Annotated in this window: 20 protein-coding genes, 2 CRISPR repeat arrays and 1 other annotated feature (1 of these 23 running past the window's edge); of the genes, 1 reads left to right on the top strand and 19 read right to left on the bottom strand. The window is 30.2% G+C overall.

The window, feature by feature from the left end; translation table 11 throughout:
* Positions 1-202, bottom strand: a binding site (T-box leader); it reaches 22 nt to the left of the window's first position.
* 62 nt (positions 203-264) lie between these two features.
* From gltX to N4A68_19840, 9 genes are all read right to left on the bottom strand, one after another.
* On the bottom strand, positions 265-1,746 hold the full coding sequence (gene gltX, locus N4A68_19880) for a glutamate--tRNA ligase (protein MCT4566561.1): 1,482 nt from the start codon (positions 1,744-1,746) through the stop codon (positions 265-267).
* A 287-nt stretch (positions 1,747-2,033) separates the two neighbouring features.
* Positions 2,034-3,635, bottom strand: a complete 1,602-nt coding sequence (locus N4A68_19875) for a His/Gly/Thr/Pro-type tRNA ligase C-terminal domain-containing protein (protein MCT4566560.1) — start codon at positions 3,633-3,635, stop codon at positions 2,034-2,036.
* Between the two features lie 180 nt (positions 3,636-3,815).
* Positions 3,816-4,589 (bottom strand): NRDE family protein, encoded by a 774-nt coding sequence (locus N4A68_19870; GenBank protein MCT4566559.1) that lies wholly within the window; start codon positions 4,587-4,589, stop codon positions 3,816-3,818.
* 24 nt (positions 4,590-4,613) lie between these two features.
* Positions 4,614-4,874, bottom strand: coding sequence for a cysteine-rich small domain-containing protein (locus tag N4A68_19865; GenBank protein MCT4566558.1), 261 nt, complete (start codon positions 4,872-4,874; stop codon positions 4,614-4,616).
* Between the two features lie 204 nt (positions 4,875-5,078).
* A complete protein-coding gene (locus tag N4A68_19860; GenBank protein MCT4566557.1) occupies positions 5,079-6,122 on the bottom strand; it encodes a hypothetical protein in 1,044 nt (347 codons plus the stop codon).
* 289 nt (positions 6,123-6,411) lie between these two features.
* Positions 6,412-6,984, bottom strand: a complete 573-nt coding sequence (locus N4A68_19855) for a manganese catalase family protein (protein MCT4566556.1) — start codon at positions 6,982-6,984, stop codon at positions 6,412-6,414.
* A 13-nt stretch (positions 6,985-6,997) separates the two neighbouring features.
* Positions 6,998-7,258, bottom strand: coding sequence for a spore coat protein CotJB (locus tag N4A68_19850; protein ID MCT4566555.1), 261 nt, complete (start codon positions 7,256-7,258; stop codon positions 6,998-7,000).
* Positions 7,258-7,437: a spore coat associated protein CotJA gene (locus N4A68_19845; GenBank protein MCT4566554.1), complete on the bottom strand. Its 180-nt coding sequence runs from the start codon at positions 7,435-7,437 to the stop codon at positions 7,258-7,260. The genes N4A68_19850 and N4A68_19845 overlap by 1 nt, the downstream gene beginning before the upstream one ends.
* 116 nt (positions 7,438-7,553) lie before the next feature.
* Entirely contained in the window at positions 7,554-7,832 is a 279-nt protein-coding gene (locus N4A68_19840; GenBank protein MCT4566553.1) for a hypothetical protein, read from the bottom strand.
* A 202-nt stretch (positions 7,833-8,034) separates the two neighbouring features.
* On the opposite strand from N4A68_19840, the gene N4A68_19835 reads away from it, so the two are divergent.
* Positions 8,035-8,379: a helix-turn-helix domain-containing protein gene (locus N4A68_19835; GenBank protein MCT4566552.1), complete on the top strand. Its 345-nt coding sequence runs from the start codon at positions 8,035-8,037 to the stop codon at positions 8,377-8,379.
* A 104-nt stretch (positions 8,380-8,483) separates the two neighbouring features.
* Positions 8,484-8,834: a CRISPR direct-repeat array (repeat unit 30 nt; unit sequence ATTTCAATACATCCTATGTTAAGGTTTAGC).
* A gap of 189 nt (positions 8,835-9,023) precedes the next feature.
* Here the strand turns inward: N4A68_19835 and cas2 are convergent.
* From cas2 to N4A68_19785, 10 genes are all read right to left on the bottom strand, one after another.
* On the bottom strand, positions 9,024-9,311 hold the full coding sequence (gene cas2, locus N4A68_19830) for a CRISPR-associated endonuclease Cas2 (GenBank protein ID MCT4566551.1): 288 nt from the start codon (positions 9,309-9,311) through the stop codon (positions 9,024-9,026).
* A 1-nt stretch (position 9,312) separates the two neighbouring features.
* Complete coding sequence (cas1b, locus tag N4A68_19825; GenBank protein ID MCT4566550.1) at positions 9,313-10,314, bottom strand: type I-B CRISPR-associated endonuclease Cas1b; 1,002 nt, start codon at positions 10,312-10,314, stop codon at positions 9,313-9,315.
* A gap of 15 nt (positions 10,315-10,329) precedes the next feature.
* Positions 10,330-10,824, bottom strand: a complete 495-nt coding sequence (locus tag N4A68_19820) for a CRISPR-associated protein Cas4 (protein ID MCT4566549.1) — start codon at positions 10,822-10,824, stop codon at positions 10,330-10,332.
* The gene (cas3, locus tag N4A68_19815; GenBank protein MCT4566548.1) at positions 10,821-13,373 is read right to left on the bottom strand and encodes a CRISPR-associated helicase Cas3'; all 2,553 of its coding nucleotides are present in this window, start codon (positions 13,371-13,373) and stop codon (positions 10,821-10,823) included. Before cas3 ends, N4A68_19820 begins: the two co-directional genes overlap by 4 nt.
* Before the next feature lie 84 nt (positions 13,374-13,457).
* A complete protein-coding gene (gene cas5b / locus N4A68_19810) occupies positions 13,458-14,210 on the bottom strand; it encodes a type I-B CRISPR-associated protein Cas5b (GenBank protein MCT4566547.1) in 753 nt (250 codons plus the stop codon).
* A gap of 1 nt (position 14,211) precedes the next feature.
* Positions 14,212-15,177 carry a type I CRISPR-associated protein Cas7 gene (locus tag N4A68_19805; protein MCT4566546.1) on the bottom strand — a complete coding sequence of 322 codons (966 nt, stop codon included), beginning with the start codon at positions 15,175-15,177 and terminating at the stop codon, positions 14,212-14,214.
* Between the two features lie 2 nt (positions 15,178-15,179).
* Positions 15,180-16,913, bottom strand: a complete 1,734-nt coding sequence (locus tag N4A68_19800; GenBank protein ID MCT4566545.1) for a hypothetical protein — start codon at positions 16,911-16,913, stop codon at positions 15,180-15,182.
* Positions 16,914-16,919: 6 nt separating this feature from the next.
* Positions 16,920-17,618 (bottom strand): hypothetical protein, encoded by a 699-nt coding sequence (locus N4A68_19795; GenBank protein MCT4566544.1) that lies wholly within the window; start codon positions 17,616-17,618, stop codon positions 16,920-16,922.
* 53 nt (positions 17,619-17,671) lie between these two features.
* Positions 17,672-18,616, bottom strand: a complete 945-nt coding sequence (locus N4A68_19790) for a WYL domain-containing protein (protein ID MCT4566543.1) — start codon at positions 18,614-18,616, stop codon at positions 17,672-17,674.
* A gap of 157 nt (positions 18,617-18,773) precedes the next feature.
* Entirely contained in the window at positions 18,774-19,100 is a 327-nt protein-coding gene (locus tag N4A68_19785; GenBank protein MCT4566542.1) for a hypothetical protein, read from the bottom strand.
* Positions 19,101-19,414: 314 nt separating this feature from the next.
* Positions 19,415-20,635: a CRISPR direct-repeat array (repeat unit 30 nt; unit sequence ATTTCAATACATCCTATGTTAAGGTTTATC).
* Positions 20,636-20,963 lie beyond the last annotated feature (328 nt).

Below are 20,963 nucleotides of genomic sequence, written 5' to 3'. Positions count from 1 at the left end.
GGTTCCACTCTAATTAGATATAAACTTTAATTTATATCTCTCTTAAAAAACTTTAACGGGGCTAACCGTAAGACCTACTTTTATTTCAGCCTTAAACTCATAGGTGCACTTCAATTTGTATGTAGCTTTAGGCTGCTCTCAGCCGGTGACAGCCATTCTCTTTAAGCATCAACAAATTTACTCTCCTAATCAAAGTCATATTGCAATATAATTTTATAATTCCAAAAATATACTCATTATAATCTGTGACCTAAACCAAAATAATTATCCCACATAATTCTTTACAACATAATCCACTCTATTAATGATATTTTCTCTTCCAAGTATAGCTATTACTTTATCTATATCTGGTCCATGAAGCTGGCCTGTAAGGGCTGCTCTTATAGGCATATATAGATTTTTCCCTTTGACTCCAGTTTCTTTTTGAATCATCTTGAATACTTTTTTACCAAATACAGCATCGATAACCTCTGCATCTAATACCTTTTGCTTAAATGTATTCAATAGGTCTTGTACATGTTCCAATTTTATAATTTCTTTGGCATCATCATCTTCAAGAATTACTTCTTCTCCAAAGAATTGCTTAGCGTATTCAGATATTTGACTCATATAGGAGATTCTTTCCCTAGCAGTCTCCATTATCATTTTTACCCATTCATATTTCTCATCTATTTCGCTTTCTGACAACATACCCGCCTGAACTAAATAGGGTATACAAAGCTTTGTAAGTCTGTCTATATCTGCTTCCTTAATATAATGAGAGTTTACCCAGTTTAGCTTATCAACATCAAAGACTCCACCACTTTTTGAAACTCTATCAAAGGAAAAACTCTCTACCATTTCATCCATGGTCATTATTTCTTTATTATCTTCTGGACTCCAACCAACAAGAGCTATATAATTTACTAGGGCTTCCGGTAAGTATCCTTTTTTTCTAAAGTCTTCTACCGCTACATCTCCCTGTCTTTTACTTAATTTTTTCTTTTCCTTATTAAGGATATTGGGTAGATGAACAAATTTAGGTAGCTCCCAACCAAGAGCTTCATATAGTACTATTTGTTTTGGGGTAGATGGCAGCCATTCTTCTCCACGAACCATATGGGTAATGCCCATTAAGTAATCATCTACTACAACAGCCAAATGATAGGTTGGAAAACCATCGGATTTCATAAGTACTTGGTCATCGGAATCATTAGTATTCATCGTAACTGTTCCTCTTACCAAGTCATCAAATACTATCTCTCTATCCTTAGGCAGCTTTAATCTTATAACATGGGGTTCTCCATTGCTAACTCTCTTTTTTGCTTCGTCCAATGGTATATTTCTACAGTGACCATCATATCCAAGCATCTCGCCCTTTTCTTTTTGCTCTTCTCTAATCTTATCTAGTCTTTCCCTAGAACAGAAACAATAATATGCATGTCCGCTTTCTAAAAGCTTATCTACATGTTCTTTATATATATCAAGTCTTTCAGACTGTGTATATGGTCCATATTCGCCTTTTACAACAAGCTTGTCATCTTCAAGCATTGGACCTTCAGCATGGATCACACCAGCCCATTCCATAGAAGTAATCAAATTCTCTATTGCGCCTTCCACATATCTAGTTCTATCAGTATCTTCTATTCTTAAAATATATTTTCCATCTTTCTGCTTTGCAAATAAATAATCGTATAAAGCAGTTCTTAATCCACCTATATGCAAATACCCCGTTGGACTGGGTGCAAATCTTAATCTCACAGTCATAATAAACCTCCTATATGTAAATCCAATTACCATATTATAGAGATTCAAGTAAAACTATTAATTTATACATATCCAAAGCTCCCAGAAGAATCGAGGATTTGGCTATCCATAAATTAAATTTTACTACGTGAACCCTATATATTAGATTATTATATCCTAAATACATTTTTGTATCAAGGGGATTTATAAAAGCGTCGTGACGCTTTTACAGTTGTAAGTTCAAAGTTCTAAGTTCTAAGTTTTCAAGCTTTTCTAACGGGTTTAAAAAACAAAATTCGAATCAGGTTCTAGTTTTTGTCAAGAAGCTTTAAAACCCTATTTATGGCTTCATTGGCATCTAATTCGTCCCTTTCATTTTGCCCTCTTAGCTTAAACTCCACTTTGTTTTCACTGGCTCCTCTTGCTGATATTATCCTTATAGGTATACCCAAAAGATCGGCATCGTAAAACTTTGTGCCAGCCCTTTCATTTCTGTCATCCAGAATAACATCTATATTAAGGTCTTTAAGCTCATTGTATATCTTTTCTCCTAATGTAACTTGATCTTCCCTTTTAACATTGAGTATCGATATAATTACTTGATAGGGTGCAGCCTTTAAAGGCCATATAATACCATCCCCATCATGATGCTTTTCTACTATACTACTCAGTAGCTTATATATATCTATATAACTTGAGACACCATAAATATCCTTAGGCTTTCCTTCCTTGTCCTTATACTGCATACCTTTGACATCATTTATTCTGCTTAAATTTAGTACTTTGCCAATACCTATTCCGTGGCTTTTATCGAGTCTACGTCCACATACAGGACATCTATCATCTTCTTTTATATAACTTACCTGGGCGATGATATCTCCTATAAAGTCCCTCTCATATTTTACATTTTTTAGATGATAATCTTTTTTATTGGCACCAGTTATTAATGAAGTGGTTTTTGTTATCTCTTTATCAACAATTATTCGCACACCCTCAAGCTCTACAGGCCCTACAAAACCAGGCACAGTTTCAATACTACCGTCGATCTCTTCATACTCAGCCATATTTATATCCTCTACAGGAACATTCAATATACCGGCAAGCTTATATAGGTTTAATTCTCTATCTCCCCTTATAACCACTGCTACAATTTCCCTTCCCGCTTTTACTAATAATGTTTTAGCTAAATCCTTGGCTTCTATGGCCATAAACTCTTCTAATTCTTTTATGGTCTTTATGTCTGGAGTATGTACCGCTTCTATTTCTTTCTCCTCAGCTTCATTTTCTTCGATATGGAAATTAGCCACCTCTTCCAAGGACTGATATTCACATTCTCCACAACTAAAAATAGTACGATCCCCAGCTTCACAATTAAGTATTAATTCCTCTGCTATGGACATAGGAGTTTTGTGATTATAGGATTGTAGACTCAAGACATCTAAACCTATTTCATGAAATTTATTTTTATACAACTGTTTTATTTTTTCATATCCTTCTAGAAGGGATTCTTCACTTTCATAAAAGCAACAGGTTCTAAGACTCCTATATCTTTTTGATTTCAGTATACCATCCTTAATCTTTACCTTTTCTCTATCACATGTAAAAACATCATATGCTTTTTTCGGTAAATCCTTGTAGGACTTCATATCATTTCTGAGGGAAAGTCCCATGGACCTTTCAAACTCTTGATTTGATGGAATGTACATCCTTTGAAATTCATCATTTTTAAGTTCATCGGATAGTAATTGTAAAAGTTTATCTATGGATTTTATTCCAAAGGGTAAAACCGAGTATACTCCCGGTGAAATATTTGCGAACATTGCAGACCTAAGTATAAGCTTCTGACTTTCTATATTGAATTCCTCTTCAATACTCTTAAGGGTTTTACCAGCTAATTTTGACATTCTCATGCTACATCGCTCCTAACAAATTACTCTATATAGATTAATGAGATATCCCCTTTTTTAATTGAGGAAATTGCATAATTATGACTTGGCAGAATTGCATAATATATATAATATAGCTTCGAAGATTTCAAAACCATATATAGTAGATAGTTTCTGCAGAAGGTAATTATGCAATTTGCTCAATTACTCTTCAATATCAAATTCATATTTAACTTGTTTCCACTCTTTGGTATCACTATTTATTAAGCTTTTCTCTATAAATGTCACATGGTTATCATTGTCTATAAGTAAAACAGTTGATGATCTAGTTCCGTAATTAGGACTCTCAATGAATATAGAGGATAGGACTTTTTCCCATTCTAATCCGATGCCAGTATGGGGCAATTGATCATCCTTTGGTGTCCACCTATCAAAGAGAATACCATATAAGTCCTGGGGATTAAGCTCTACTTTAGACCTGAGTATTTCTTTAAATCCCTTTTTACCTCTTGAAAGCTTTGGCCACGGAGTATCCAGCAGGGAATTGCTTAGTCCATAAATTCCCGGTTTAAGCTCCTTGATTTGATCTTCAACATTGGAATAATAGTATAGGGAAGAGATATTCCCTATTAAAAGGTTAAATGGATTATATTTATGCTTCTCCAGCTTAATCTTTTCCATATAAGCCCTGGGCTTTTTTCCTTCAATCAAGAAATCCTTTACTAGGTTTCCCCTACTGGTTGGCTCATCAATAAGCAAAGAAAAATCCCTATGGTTTGTTATTGCCGAAAATTCTCCCCTTTTATTTATGCCCATCCATGTCCCATTTTTTTCTAAATCTCTACCAGCTAAAACACTGGGATAGTCATGCCAAAACCTTGCATTTTTAGTAGGTCTTTTATAAAATTCATCCCTATTTGCCGCAAAGGCAAATTTATATTGTGGATGACTTTTATATGCGAAAAAAATTATACACATATCCACTCTTCCTTTGTATATTGTTTAGTCCCTCTCACTACCGATTTTAATTACCTCACCCATTTTAGACATAATATACTCATATCCATTTTCCGAGTGTGGAATAGTACAGTCACTACAGTCCTTCGTCCCATGATTATACTTAAAATTTCCTCCACATTTGTCCTTGAGCATATATAATGGACAGAAGCAAAAAAGACAATTGAATTTTTCTGTATCCTTTACTTTATGACATGGAAAGTATTCACATTTACTATTTTGTACAAATTTATAATTTTCACTCATAGTAACTCTCCCCTTAGTTTTTTATGTTCATTATAACATTTCTAAATTTTAAGTTCCACATTCCCTATTATACAGGAAAAGTTTTAGAAGTTTTACTATGGATAAGAGGTAAAAGAGTAAAGCCTAAATTTCACTCTAGGTTAACTAATACTTTAAAGTCAAAAAAATAATCAAGGATAAGGTGAATCCTTATCCTTAATATTTTTAATCTTCATATTCCATTACTTCGAACTGTAGTATCTTATCGGCTACTATGTAATCCTTTTTACTTTCAAATGGTCCTATATTGTAGTCTTTTTCAATAGTATAATATGGATCATCTTTATCATCAATACTATCTTCATACCAATCAATAAAGTCATTTACATCATCCATTGATAGATCATATTCATTTATTTTACCATTTACCATGGTAATTCTTAATATTGCTCTGTCTCCACTACCGCCACCACTACTACTTTTTTGTGGTGTTGCTGATGCTTCTTTTGAGTCTGGACTTGTTACTCCACTTTTTATGGCACATACAACATAATAGTATGTAGTACCATTTTCAAGACCACTATCTGTATAGCTTGTTTCTTTAGTTTCTCCTATTTCCTTATATTTCCCACCTTTTGTTGTTGATCTTTTTACGACGTATTTTTCAGCACCTTCTACTTTATCCCATGAAAGCTTTACTTCTTTATTTCCTGCTGTTGCTGTTAAGTTTGTTACCAAAGTAGGAGTATTTATATCTAATAATTCACCTGTTTCGTCTATGTCTATGGCATCTAACGCCATTACGCGGTTTTCTGTATCCATTTTTTGAACCTTTACGGTATGAACCCCATATTTCAGCCCAGTCTTTTCAAAACCTAATACACTTCTAGTTAATGTACTATCGTATTCACTGTATGTAGTAGGAGTTCCACCATCTATGGTTATCTCAATGTTTTTGGCGTGGTCATTATTTAATCCAGTTATAAGCCTGAATTTAGTACCCACAAATTTAAAAGTATAGTATTGATATGAAACCCCCCATGCCAAGTGGTTACTTAGTTGATAGTTCCCTGATACACTTTCAGTGGTCCAGCCACTAGAATATTGGATTAAATCATTTTCATCATCATATCTTCTCCATCCATCTTCTGGCTCCAACAACTGTTCCCCAACTGTTGCTGCATAAACCTGTATTCCTATACCCACAAACACAAATGATACCATTAACATAGCTACTACGAAATAAGTCCCTAACCTTTTCATTTTCATCCTTAGTCCTCCTTGAATTGTCTTCAAATTCATATATTATTTTATATGTAAATTTTAGAAAGAAACAGTCTGTTTTTATCTTTTTTGACATTATATAATGAAAGTTTACAAAATATTACTTGGTAATTGAAGGTATTATAACTGCTAGTCCTTATTTTTTTAAAACTCTAAATAAAGTGTAGGTATATCTAGATTATTAAATATCCCAAATAGTAATCCACACCTCGGTTCAATCAAAAAGAGATAGATACTTTAATAGTTTTATCTATCCCTTAATACTTTTTATACCCTAATAATACTTTTTGGAATTCTTAAGATCATATACATCCATCAATGCTTCTCCAAAACGCTGATAATGTACTACTTCTCTTTCACGCAAAAATTTTAAAGCATCCTTAATACCAGGATCATCGGTTAAATTGAGTAAATGATCATAGGTTGTTCTAGCTTTTTGCTCTGCAGCTAAATCCTCGTGCAAATCTGTGATAGGGTCTGCTGTTGATTGTATATATGCCGCAGTCCAGGGGATACCACTTGCATCCTGTGGGTAAACGGCACGACCATGCTGAACATACTGGCTTCCCAGTCCCGCATCTTCTAATTCCTTTGCCGTAGTATCCTTTAACAATTGATACACCATGGTGGAAATTATTTCAACATGGGCAAGCTCTTCTGTACCTATGTCCGTAAGTAACGCCTTTGCCTTTTCCGTAGGCATTGTATACCTCTGACTCAAATATCTCATTGCTGCACCTAATTCTCCATCGGGTCCACCGAATTGGGTGATTAAATATTTAGCCATTCTTATATCTTTACATTTTATATTAACTGGATATTGTAGTTTTTTTTCGTAAATCCACATACTTCTCCCCCCTCTAGTCTACTCGTTCCCATGGCCAAGGATCATTTATCCATCTCCAAGGATACTGACTTGGAGAAAATCCGAAATTTAATAATGGCCCGTACTTCATTTCATACATCTTTTTGAGCTGTTCGAGTTCATATGCATATCTATTATACTGCATCAAGGCTTCCATGTTTTCAGGATGAGTGTCTAAATATAGATTTAGATCAAGGGCAGCAAACTCAACCTCTTGAATCCTTCTCATCAAATCCTTCCTAGTCATTTCCTCCATTATTTCCCCTCCTTTTTCTCCCTATTTACATATGGCCTATACAGGTCAGGAAAAATAGTCCCCCTCATCAAAGCTTCTTCTAAAGGATATATTTTTGTAAAAGGCTGATTCATTATATAGGGTCTCGCTAATTCACATTTTCCTGTAAGTGTACATTTATCTTCATGATTCTTATTCATTACTTCACCTCTCCTTACTAGCGTTCCATATCATAATATTCCATGGGATATAAAAATGTGTATGAAACAAAAAAAAGTGTCCTCTCAGACACTTTCATAGCTTGAATTTTTTAATTTTATATAATTCTTTTTTCTTGCCTTATTATTTCAAGGATTTTTTTATACATTGATTCAGTGATCACATGACATTCCAATTTTTTAATCTCTTTATCTAAGTAATAGACAAGCCTCTTTAAGCAAAATATTTTATTACTAAGATTATCAACAATCCTATATATTCTCTTTAAATGTAATAATCGAACTTTAGATCTCTTAATATCAAAATTCTTACTTGATATCACTCTATTAATAGCAATAATTTCTTTTATATAATCTTCGATTATAACTTGAGGCATTGCCCTATACCTCCTTTGTATTCAAAATTCATTCTTGCCTATTTATTACAAATATGATTTTTATAATATTTTTTAAGTATATACTTTAAATATTATCACAACAATATAGACGTGTCAATTCTAGAAGCACCAACATTTAAAATTCTTTAAGTCACTGGTGCTATTTCCTATAAAACTATAAATTTATATAGAGGTGGTAACTTTGAAATATGACCTTAATATCATGGGAAAACGAATTAGAGAAGAACGAGTGAAAAGAAATCTCACCATTGAACAACTTTCAGAATTGATTGATGTTTCCCCTTCCTTTTTAGGACTTGTTGAAAGGGGTTCTAGAGGATTAAGCATAGAAAAGCTTGCCTCTGTTGCCGAAGCATTTGACATATCAATTGATTCTTTATTAAAAGTAGATAGCTCAAGTGCTATTACAAAATATGATACGGTTAAATCCTTATTGTATAATCTAAATGATAGCGAATTTCATTTCATTGAGAATATGATTAAAGAGTCAAAAAAGTTGTTTAGAACTATTGAAAAAGAAAAATGATAAAGATGTAAAAAACTCTTCTATTGATTAGGATTTCTATTCTAGCATTGAAGAGTTTTTTAGTTGCTATGACTTTCTGTTTACTGGGATTAAAGTTCTTTTTTATTTTTATTTAACAATTGTTAAGGTTCAATATCACAACAGGGGCAACAAGAATTTAGATTTCAATACATTTTATGTTAAGGTTCAATGGATGGCTTTCCTTACTAAAATATTCCGATAGAACCAATTTCAATACATCCTATGTTAAGGTTTAGCTGGGAATGATGTTTTTAATTCATCATTGCTAGGGGTATTTCAATACATCCTATGTTAAGGTTTAGCATCTTCGCTAATTCTCTCATATTGTCTTTTACTCTTATTTCAATACATCCTATGTTAAGGTTTAGCGAGACTGTTACTATGGATGATCTTCCGGTTAAAGAATTTCAATACATCCTATGTTAAGGTTTAGCCACTGAAAAATGTATATTTTGAGAATAGTGTATTTATTAAAAGTGAGTAAATAACAACATCAATTAAAATTGTTTCTAAAAAGAACATGGAATTTTTTTATTGACTAAAAAATACCATTGATACCTGTAACACCAAGCTACACAGCATTTCAATATGTTAATATTACTATGAAATTTGGATTAGTGTTCCTAAATGATTAGATTAGAGTGATCTTCTATTTGCGATCCCATATTTTCTTCTTGAAAATAGCTTTGATTTATGAATTTAATAATTGATACATAATCTTTTTTCTTATCTATTATTCTATTTAATTCTGTTTTTAAACTCAATAATTTGGATGGAGTAATTTCTCCCTTAAAAACTGATTTTTGATAGTGTATAAGATACTTTTTACAAACCTTAAATACTTTTTGACATCTCTTTTCTTCAATATCATAAAAGAGGAAAACGTAGTTATGGTTATATTTTCTGGCTATATTATATCATCTCCTTTACACTAAATGGTTTAAACTCTTTATCCTCCAGTACATGCTTAACTAATTTGAACGCATCTAGTTTTATTGCTGTATTATATGATACTTTTCTTTTCAATTTTTGATGTTTAAACGTCTCTTCAAATTTCAAATTCAACTCGCTAATAAAAATTTTCTTCCCTTGCTCATTTAAGATACAGTAATTGAGTTTTCTATCAAAGTGTTTATCAGGTTTTATCATCTTTTTATTAGCCAACTTAAGAATAGTCCTAAAAACAATTATTGGTTTAAACACTTCTGCTAAATCAAGTGCTAATGAAAATCTACCATCAGAAGGTTCATGTAAATAGCTGATACTTTGATTAAGATGTGTATGATATATTTGAGTAATTACCTTGGTATATAGAATCATATTCCCAAATGAAATCATAGCATTCATAGGGTTATCTGGTGGTCTCTTGACTCTTTTATTAAACTCAAAATTCTCATTCAAGATATCTCTGATTGAGTTGTAAAAGCAACTCCAAACTGCTCCTTCAACGGATAATATTTCTTTTATATTTGAGGCTTTATCTAACATATTTGGAATAGAGTATCTAATATAATCTATATTATCTTTAATCTCCTTATTACCATTTTTGTAGTAATTGTATAATGTTTCTGTTACATTCACAATTATGCCTTTAATAATTTCTTTAGCTATATATTCTCTATTAGTCATATATTTTTCAGCTTGTTTGACAGTAATTTTTCCACTTATATATTTTTCTCGAGGAAAAAAAGTTCCAGAATAGCTTCCATGGTAATTGAAGAAATGAATGACTATTCCATTTGAAGCTAAAAAGTTTAACAATTTAGTATTTAATGATACCTCATTAAGGCAATATATTTCCTTTATACCCTCAATTGGTATATAATGGTTTTTTGATTCTTTCCTAAAACATAGGGAATTATCTTTGCGTTTCAACTCCCCTTGGGACATTATATATCTTACAGCTTCTGCCATGAAATTCTCCTTTCTTTAGAGAACACAATAGGAATAATATGCACATTTTCTACATTTTTTACTATATTGAAATTCTGGTAGATCTCTATCATTTATAAAATCATTTATTTCTTTTTCTAATTTTATCAATATATTTTCTATACTATTTGTCAATTTCACTTCCAAAACCTTATTAGTCTGCTTGTTTTTTTCCATACATATAAGTTTACCTTTTTTGCTAATTCCTTTTTTCTTTAGTATAAAGAGATAAAATAAAACCTGCCAACATGATGCCTTTATATCTGCATTGGATTTTTTGTATTCTATTAAGTATTCTCCTTTAATCTTGTCAATTTTTATTGATTCTATGGATATCTCGGTATTTTTTGATTTTTCTGATTTAATTTTATGTAGTTGTTTACCTATTTTAACCAATTCACTGTTATCTTCAAGATTCACCCTATTCCCATGTAGCCAACATTGTCTCTTACAATGAAAATAGTAATTTACCAACGTCCCAGTTATCTTCATATGAAAATATCGACCCCCTTGCTAGGAAACATCTCCTTATTAAAAGCCTCTCTATTGAATTTTCCATTTTCAAAAAACCTTTTTGCTTCCTCAACATAAGTTATATCTTCAATACTTTCATCATCGCTAAATGGCATTGGACTAGATACTTGATATATAAAATAGTTCATTTTTTCTTTTATTACAGATAGTTCAATCTGCTTCTTAGAATATGGCATATCACCATCAAATAGAATTTCTTTAAAAGCTTTCCAGACTTGATGTCCATCTATGAATTCATCCTTTTGAGGGTGTTTTAGATTATGCGCCAGATATACCGAGTATGTTTTTTCTTTAATCATTTTCATATCCTTAGCTATCTGAAAATACATTAGCCCTTTAACATTATTACTAAAAATCTCATATGAATTCTCATTATACTCAGTCTTTTTTCTTTCTATTTCTTTCATTAAATCTAAATAATAATCTTCAAAACTTTTATTTTTAAATACTTCCTTATATTTTTCTTGTAGGATAGAGTACTCTGTTCTAAAATCACTTTTGTATACTCCCTTTTCATCATCGTGTTGAAAGAAAAATAGTTTGCAACCTTCTTTAGTGCAAGATCTATTTATTCGGCCCGCAAACTGCTCTTCTGCTTCAATAATAGATATATCTTTAAATCCTACATCCATATCTATATCCACCCCTGCTTCAATTACCTGAGTAGCAACTAATATAACATCCCTTAATAAATAACCTTTTTTTTGTTCTTCTTTTTTCTTTAACTTATCAATCAAATATTTTCTATAAAGACTACTATCATCACCGGATAATTCATATAATAATTTATTATCAACTTTTGCTTTTAATATATTATAAAACTCTCTGGCAGTAGCTTTTTTTATAAATTCTATTAAGATTCTTCCCCTTTTATTTTCCCAATACTTGACTAGAAAATCTGCCAAATCACTTAAGGAAATTTTTCCATATTGTAGTAGAGAAAAATCAAATTTCACTCTGTTTTTGAATAGGGTTGCATTAAAATATTTACTAGAATCCTTAAATAAATTGATTTCATTTAGATTATTTTTGGAAAGCAAACTTATTCTTGGTAGGGTTGCAGACATTATTATAAATTTTATATTAAAGATATTAGAAAAGCTTACTATCATATTGGCAAGTTCTTTCCATATCTCAATCCTATAGCTTTGAATCTCATCTAGTATCACTACACTATTTATCAAATGTACTAAGGGTAATTGTTTTTCACGACCATTTCCAAATAAATAATCAAAAAAGTTCACATGACTAGTTAAAATCATTGGATAGTGTAAAAATAATCTATCTAAATATGATTTGTCATAATCAATATCATTTTCATCTTGAAACTTTATTGGAGTTAAGGAGTTTATTATTGATACTTTTTGTTTGCCAAAAAAAGATTGTATAACATCAAAGGTTTGATCACACAAAGTATTAAATGGAAACACATAAAAGATTTTCTTTAGACTTTTGTCATATTTTATAAGATTGAGACCCAAATTCAGTGAATTTATTGTTTTACCACTTCCTGTAGGAGCTTCTAAGTAAAATATTTGCTTATCAATATTTTCTACTAAGGTTTTTTCTGCTTCTAAAAACATATCGCTTCTAAGTTCATTTATAGAACTTTCATCAAAGGGTGATTTATTCAATGATTCATTAACATACTTTTCATATTTTCTAATATTCTTAATAATTTTATCGTCATCAAATTTCTTACTATACTCTTCAACATTATATATGTCCCCAAAATCTTCAATTTTTCTATTCATATAATCACTTGTTGCATAAAAATCACATGTGACAATTAATCCATATAATAGTTTATTCAATATGTAAAATGGTTCTGGTAAAGCCATGTATTTCTTTACGGTCTTATCGAACTCTAGAAAAACACCTTCTTCAAATAAAATTCTTCTAGACAAAAGTCTATCAAAGTGATTATAGTCAAATATCTCAATTTCTTCATTCCTTACAGCGTTTGAAAGCCCTCTAAGCTTCGATATATATTCTGATAAATCCTTTAGATATCCATGATGTCTTGATATCGAATATGAAAATGATAATAATAGGACTTGTAAAGTTTGTCTTTCAATTTTATCCAAGCATTTATCTTCTGTTGAATCATAAAAAATGTCTATATATAACAAGGATGACAGTAGGCTGTGGGTTAAATCATCTGAAACCCTAACTCTACGAAAATTTGTATTTTTCATTTTCAGTTTCTGAAAAGCAGGATTTATCTTACCTATATCGTGATAGTATATAGCACCTTCAAATAGTTCCAATAATATTTCTTTAGCTTCTTCAGAAAGTCCACCATTTGATACTTCGTTTTTATTAATTCTAATACTATTAAGACTTCTCTCAATTACTGCATCTAGTCCTTTAGAATGCTTAAGCTTATTGTAATATCCAATGGTAAGCTCTAAATGTTGTAATAGAGTCTCACTTTTTCTTTTGTCACTTGTATGGGCTAAATAAATCTTATCATTTTTCAATACATCTTTTAGTTCAACCACCATAAGATTCATCTCCAATAAAGTATTTTGAAAGCTCATTTATATATAGTCAAGCTTTCAATTCCTAATATTTAAAATTTTTCCAATCTATATCAATGCTACATTACATCCATTATGGGGTAGAATCAGTGTATCTTTTATTTCCTTTATAGCTCTATTGGTAAATGCTATCTCTCTAAATTCATATTTATTATTGAATTCGTTAAGTGCTACGGGGACATAATCTTTATAAAGGAAAGGAAGCCCCCCATCATATATGGGATAATCATCTAAAACAACTTTTTCATAATAGAATAGGCTATGGATTTCTTCAGCAAAATCTATAGGTTTACAATACACTATTTCGGGGTCCTTAATCTCAGCAAAATGGTCATTTTTACCAAGATAAGGTGGATATTCTGATTTTCTATTCAACAAGTAATCTACTATCTTATCATAAATCCTAACATCCTTTATATCTTCTAGACACAAGTAAATATTCCATGTAACATCCTCAAGCCATTGTTCTCTTACAACTAAATTGCAGGGCATTTTATTAGCATCTATATTTGCATAACCTACAGAATTATTAAAGGTTATTATCTTTTTACTAAAATATCCTCTATTACCACTTGGGGGCACTATACCTATTCTCATGTCCTTTAAGCATGTATAAAATTCTGGATATTTTTCTTTTTTCATATGCTGGGATGTATATCCCTTTAAGCCAATAACAGCACCTAATATTCCCATCAACACTATCTTGTGTATATGGTTATAGGTATAATAAGCATAGGAATTGACATCGGGCTTTTTAAAATGTGCCGTTTTCCCAGATAAATTGAACTTTAAAAACTTCAACTTATATCACTTCTCTCGTAAATATATTCATAACCTTTGCTTTTTCTAATTCAAAATTGTTTAGTTGTAAATTAAAGGAGTTTATATAGATTTCAATCTCTTTTACTTCTTCTAATACTTTTTTGTTAAGTACATCACTTAGTCTACCTAAATCTAATATGTCTTTGTCATCACTTTTTTCAAATGAAATAAAGTTCGCCAAATTTGGAAGTATAATTCTTGACTCCTCTTTCAGAGTGACAAATATAGCATATTCATTTTCACATCCCAATTTACTATTTGTAGCAAATGCTGTAGCAGCTCTCAAAGTACCATCTTTTAATTTTTCATATGCTTCCTTGCTATAGCCTTCAAAGTCTTGTATCATATGAGCATATTCATCATAGGCAAATGGATTTACTACTAATGGATAACAATAATGCGTCTCATCCGCAAAAATTTTTGTGCCTATGGAAGTCTGAGAACGCTCTACATCTTCGCTATCTTTTTTGGATTTGGGCTTCGTTTTTGGATTCCTAAAAGGTGATAGTATATCTTGAATCTCTACTCTAGTATCATCATATATATTCATACCTTGTCCTATTTGAACTGCTCCAGTTATAGAAATATTTTTATTTTCCTCTGCAAAAGTAGCCCCAAAGTTCATCACATCTATAGCGCTAAAAAGATTAGCTAAAACCTCTGTTGGTTTTGATTTTTTATCCAATTTTGTATTAAATATATATTCATATCTTTCCTTTAATGTCCTAGGCTGAATTTTATCTTTCTCTTCCTTATATGATTTAATATATAAGACCTTATCCCCCTCGTTAATCCATTGATATTTTATAGGATATTTGAAGGCCTTATCGCTCCCAAATATCTTATTTTTAGATGTTGTCTTAGGTCTTCCAGAAAAATCAGCATTCCAGTTTGACATTATTCCTTTTATCCCTATAACACCATAGACTCTGTTTCTAAACTTCATCATTATTCCTCCTTACCCTCATAAAATATATTATCACCAAGGTAACCCGCTAAAAATAAATCTTCATCTACTCTACTACCTTTGTTATGGGCAATAACCATAGCAAATGCTCTATTAAATTTCTCATATCCACGGGGAATAGCATGTGCATATCTTTTAAACCAATATTTGAGTTCCCCATTGACTGCCTCTACATTAGTATAGTTTAATACTTTCTGAATCACATCATGATTTCTATTAGAAGCATTAGATTGACTCATAAGATAATATGCTATTTGTCCTGCCAAGTAGGAATACTGATCTATATCATCTAAATTATGGACATCTTTATTTTTTATATAATCACCTATGGAACTTCTAATCTCCTTTATTTCTTGCACCTTTTCATTCCCTCCCAGATCAAAAAATATTTTTAGAGCTATGTAAGTATTACAAGCATCAATCCCCCTTTTTTTACTTAATTTTATATTCTCAAGTATTAGAAATCTAAGATATTTATCTACGGATTCTCTTAGACCCGAGGGGGCATTCTTATTAACAAAGTCAAAAATCTGTTGCTTAGTTAATATTAAAATATTACAAAACTTCTTACTACCCCATTTGGGTGATTTTATATCCTTTAGCTCTGTTTTAAAGCTTTCTTTTAACTTCCCTATATATAAATTTTCATCTAATGCCGCTAAAAAATCTGCTCTATTTTCACCATTAAATTTATTGTATGAAGGTACTACTACATCATCTATACTCCTGTTATAGTAAGAAGCTTTTATATAATTCTTGATATAAAAATCAATTTTTTCATGAAATGAAGGTATTATATCAAAGTCAGAAATCTCAATTTCTCCGTTTTTATTTGAAAAGTACAGATAAAATGAATCTTTAATAATTTCATCTTTATTAGTATTACTTTCCGACAAAGGAACTGTATAATCATAATCAAAGGATTTGAAATTCGATCCAAGTCTATTATTTTTCAGCCACAAAGAATACTTAAACAAGAGTAAAGCGTCCTCTGCACTTATCATAAATGGAACCTTACATCTTAATGTTTTGTGTTCTAAAAATGGTTTTTTAGCATTAAGCCCCATATTCATATTTGAAAGCCCAAATAGTTTATCGTTAATAAATAGATTATACTTATCGGAATTAAAAACTTTTTGATAAAGATATCTGCTAGATTCCAGTTCATAGATTTCCCAATCTTGAAAATCAAAAAATATTTTTATATAGTTATCAAATTTACCTTGCAGACTCTCTACCATAGAATATATTTTGTCATATCCATTAATCATCATATCCCTACAAAAATTATATTTTTCTTCATCTATTTCTTTTCCTAGGTCTTTTGCAATCTTTTCCGAATTGTAATCATCTCCGTATAGTTTATCAAAGTAATTAGTTATCTTTTGCAGTATAACATCCTTTGATAATGTTTCTTTTTCATCCCCTATAAGAATCTTTTTCTTTATAAATAAGCTAAGATAATTACAACTATGAATCTTCTTATCAGCTACAGATTTATTGGTATTAATAATACACGAATAGAAATCAGCCTTTCTAAACCACTCAAAAAGCTTATCCTTTGTACAATCCTTCTTGACAATAAAGTGTTCAAACTCTAAAGCATTATTTACTCTTATATAGAGACCCTCTTTCAAATTATGATTTTCAATAATGAGGTCATCTCCTTTAATTTCATAGGCCTTTTTAAAGTTTTGTAAGAGATTGTATATCACCTATTCTCACCTCTTCGTAATTATTTTACAAAATCCCGCCCCAATAGAAGATGATTTCTCAAGCAGACCTGATGTAAGTGCAGTATATGCCATTTTCTGTGACAACTCATCGGGTTTAAACCTCATAGAAAACTTATTACCTAGAATTTTTCCACCTTTATAATTCAACACAATAGTTTTATGGTTTTTGATTTCTAAAAACTCAAGGGGACTTTCCTTCATCTCAAAGGTTTGTCCAAATATCATTTTCCCTTTTTTTTCAAGATTCTTGTCTATCATATTCCAAATAATATCCATACTTTCTTTTTGAGTCCAGTTTTTATTATTTATGGTAGCAACTGCGGGAGTTATGGTATACAGTTGATCAACTCTAGTAAATTTTTTAGTCTTCAATTCAACCCCTAGTGGTTTTATAAAATCAGTTTGATATGTTGTTAAAGTTCTTCTCATTTCAGAAGCAATCTTCTCTATAGGAGTACGAATTCTAAAAACATAAACTCTACCTTTTTCATATTTTTTACTTTTTTCTAAAGGAAACATGTAGTCAAAACAATATAGTTTTGGGATACTCTGACCATGTAACACATGCAAAAAATCACTTTTTGCCATACAATAGTTAATATGCTTAGACAGTGTTTCTCCGACGTTCTGAAATAATATATCTTTTTTTAGATATACGGTAGTACTAATTTCAAAATATTTCATTTTTTTCCTCCTTTCAATATAATTATATTTGATAAATAGGAACCCATTGTTCCTTATAAATAAATATTTTGAATTTTTTTTATTTCTCTAATTAATTCTTCTCTCAATTCTATGGGCTCAAGTATTTCTACATCGGCTCCCATGCTCTTTATCCATGACATAATCTCAGGTTTCCCTTGCATAACCGCTTGGAAAATTATATCTCCATTTTCTAAATCTTCGATTTGTTGTTCTTGTATATAAACGGATTCTTTTACATAAACACTATGAGGATATTTTATCTTCAGCTTTACATTAATCTGATTGTCCTTAAATATCCCAAATGAGCTTCCTATAAATTTATCAAAATCAAACTTTACAGATATAAATTCTTCATTTAATGTACATATATCTTCAATTCTTATTAATTTAAAATCCCTAAATTCCTTATTATTTTCACAATAAGCTACCAAATATAAGAAGCCTTGATAATTATATACCATATAAGGATGTACTATTCTTTTAGAACTCTCCCGTCTTCCAACAGAAAAATACTGTATTCTAATCTTTCTTTTATTAAATATAGCTTTTTGTATTTCTAAAACTATATCTCTTTCTTTATCAAACTTTGAATTAGTAGCTTTAGCATAATAATTTATTTGAGGCTGATTTGATATGGTTTTCATTGTAGCCTTTATTTTCTCTAGGGCTAATTCATATTCTTTTTCTAAGTAATATCCTAAATTCTCTTTCAAAAAATTTTTTCCGGTTTCCAGTGCCATTAATTCTTTTTTATCAATACCAAAATCGCATAAAAAGCTAGTAGAAATAAGCTTATATCCACCATATCTTCCTCTGGTTCTTTCAATAAATATCCCATCCGCGGATTCCAACTCATTAATAATGTTTCTAACTTGCCTCTCTCCAACACCTACTATTCCTGCTAATTCCTTACTTGTAAGTTTTCCTCTATATTTCAGATATTGTAAGATTTTTATAGCATTATATAACTTATCCATATTAGATCATCTCCAAAATATTGTTTCTAAAGTATTTTTTACCATATTATAGTTTGATTCGACATGTTCTCCCAAACTCCTTGGTGAAAATGTAATTTGAATACATATACTTATTTAATATAATTTCTCTATTTCTATTACTTTCTTGATGTCTGAATCATACTTGTATCCTTAATAATACAGTATATATCTTACTTATCGCCCAAGCCATAGTAAAAAAGAGAGGCAAGCGTAAAATTATTATAAGAAGTCTATTACCTATAATTTGATAAATTGATTTATGGGAAGTTATTGCCAATGAGAAGATATACATGCAAAATGTAAGTAGGCCTAGAAATATATAGTATAGAAAAGATATTGATATATCAAAACCAAAAATTTCAAAATTCAGCTTACTAAGCTGATTAAGTATTGGATTTAAGGAAATAGTAATTATTAAGAACTTAATACCAAATTTAAATTCATTTTTTATGATTTTATCCATAATAACCCCTCCAACCACATTTTATTATCAATACTTCTAACAGTGACAATAATAGCGCGAATTCCAAAATACCTAAATCATACAACTCACCACTTAGAAACTATCAGAAAACACTGAAAATCCAAACACGTTCTGCAAGCTACCACTTATGTCAAATCATAGCTATCATACATCTAATGTTAAGGTTTATTGGAGTTAAAGAACTCTAAATCAATACTTCAAACAGATTTCAATACATATGATGTTACAGTTTATGTAATTTCATGTTATCATATAATGAAAATAATTACAATAATGTTTTTTTATGTAATTAGTATTTCCACCTTCCTATGTTAAGGTTTATCGTAAGGTTATAATATGCTAGTTTATGTAATCGATGAATTTCAATACATCCTATGTTAAGGTTTATCAATAATTTCTTTTTATTCATTCTATCAACTCCTTATATTTCAATACATCCTATGTTAAGGTTTATCCTTGCATAGTTCTATAGGTTCATCATCATTAATATTATTTCAATACATCCTATGTTAAGGTTTATCATTATCCCCTCACAAAGTTTAATCTTCTATTTTCATTTATTTCAATACATCCTATGTTAAGGTTTATCTTTGAAAGATATTCTATGTTTAAATCCCACAACTATATTTCAATACATCCTATGTTAAGGTTTATCCTTATTAGGTACCAGGACAGGAAAGCAATACAAACAATTTCAATACATCCTATGTTAAGGTTTATCTGGCGATATTTTTATTAAATATTAGGTTGTGATATTAATTTCAATACATCCTATGTTAAGGTTTATCTGTTTTGGAGCAGAAAAGCCAGCAATAAAATCTTTCAATTTCAATACATCCTATGTTAAGGTTTATCTTAGACGAAAATCCAAATGTTGCAGCATTTTTTAAATTTCAATACATCCTATGTTAAGGTTTATCACAAACAAGGAATTATAATATCTACTCAATATCCAAAATTTCAATACATCCTATGTTAAGGTTTATCACTTATTTAATTCATCTTCTGTAAATGCTCTAGTTATTTCAATACATCCTATGTTAAGGTTTATCACATATTACTGTAGCCAGTGTTAGCAGAATATTATCATTTCAATACATCCTATGTTAAGGTTTATCTCTATGGCATTTTGTTGCATATTCATGCTTACGTGATTTCAATACATCCTATGTTAAGGTTTATCTATGCCTCCTGGAGTAAAAGGGAGGATAATTATAATAATTTCAATACATCCTATGTTAAGGTTTATCAGTTTCTATCCATATACCTTCATAACCAGGAGAATCATTTCAATACATCCTATGTTAAGGTTTATCTTTGCTTATATCAGTCATTATTAGTGCTGGATATATATTTCAATACATCCTATGTTAAGGTTTATCAATATTGCTACAACGCAAATATATGCCCATATGAATAATTTCAATACATCCTATGTTAAGGTTTATCATAAAAAAACCTAAGGTTTTCCTTACGTTTTACTTATTTCAATACATCCTATGTTAAGGTTTATCCATTGAAAAATATAGGTTTTCTAAAATCCTACAAACTATAAAAGTATGTATTTAACAGTAATTTATAATATTTTTTCTAAAGAAATCCTTTGTTTTTGTATTTCGCTAAAAAATCAAGTATATCATTGTAATATCAAACGCTTCAAGTTATTATCCTATTTTGTCTTTATGAAATTTTTTTATAGAAAATTGGTGAATGGGATATAATTTTATTTATATCTTAGCATATTTTTCATTGTTTTCACAAATAAATCCTTATTATTTTAAAACCGCTACACTTTTAAAACAATAAAGTTGGTAGCGGTTTATAAGTAAATGTATTTAATTA

Source organism: Maledivibacter sp. (genome assembly GCA_025210375.1).
GTDB lineage: Bacteria > Bacillota > Clostridia > Peptostreptococcales > Caminicellaceae > JAOASB01.
The sequence above is the reverse complement of the archived record's forward strand: the minus strand, read 5'-3'. Positions and strand labels throughout refer to the sequence as shown.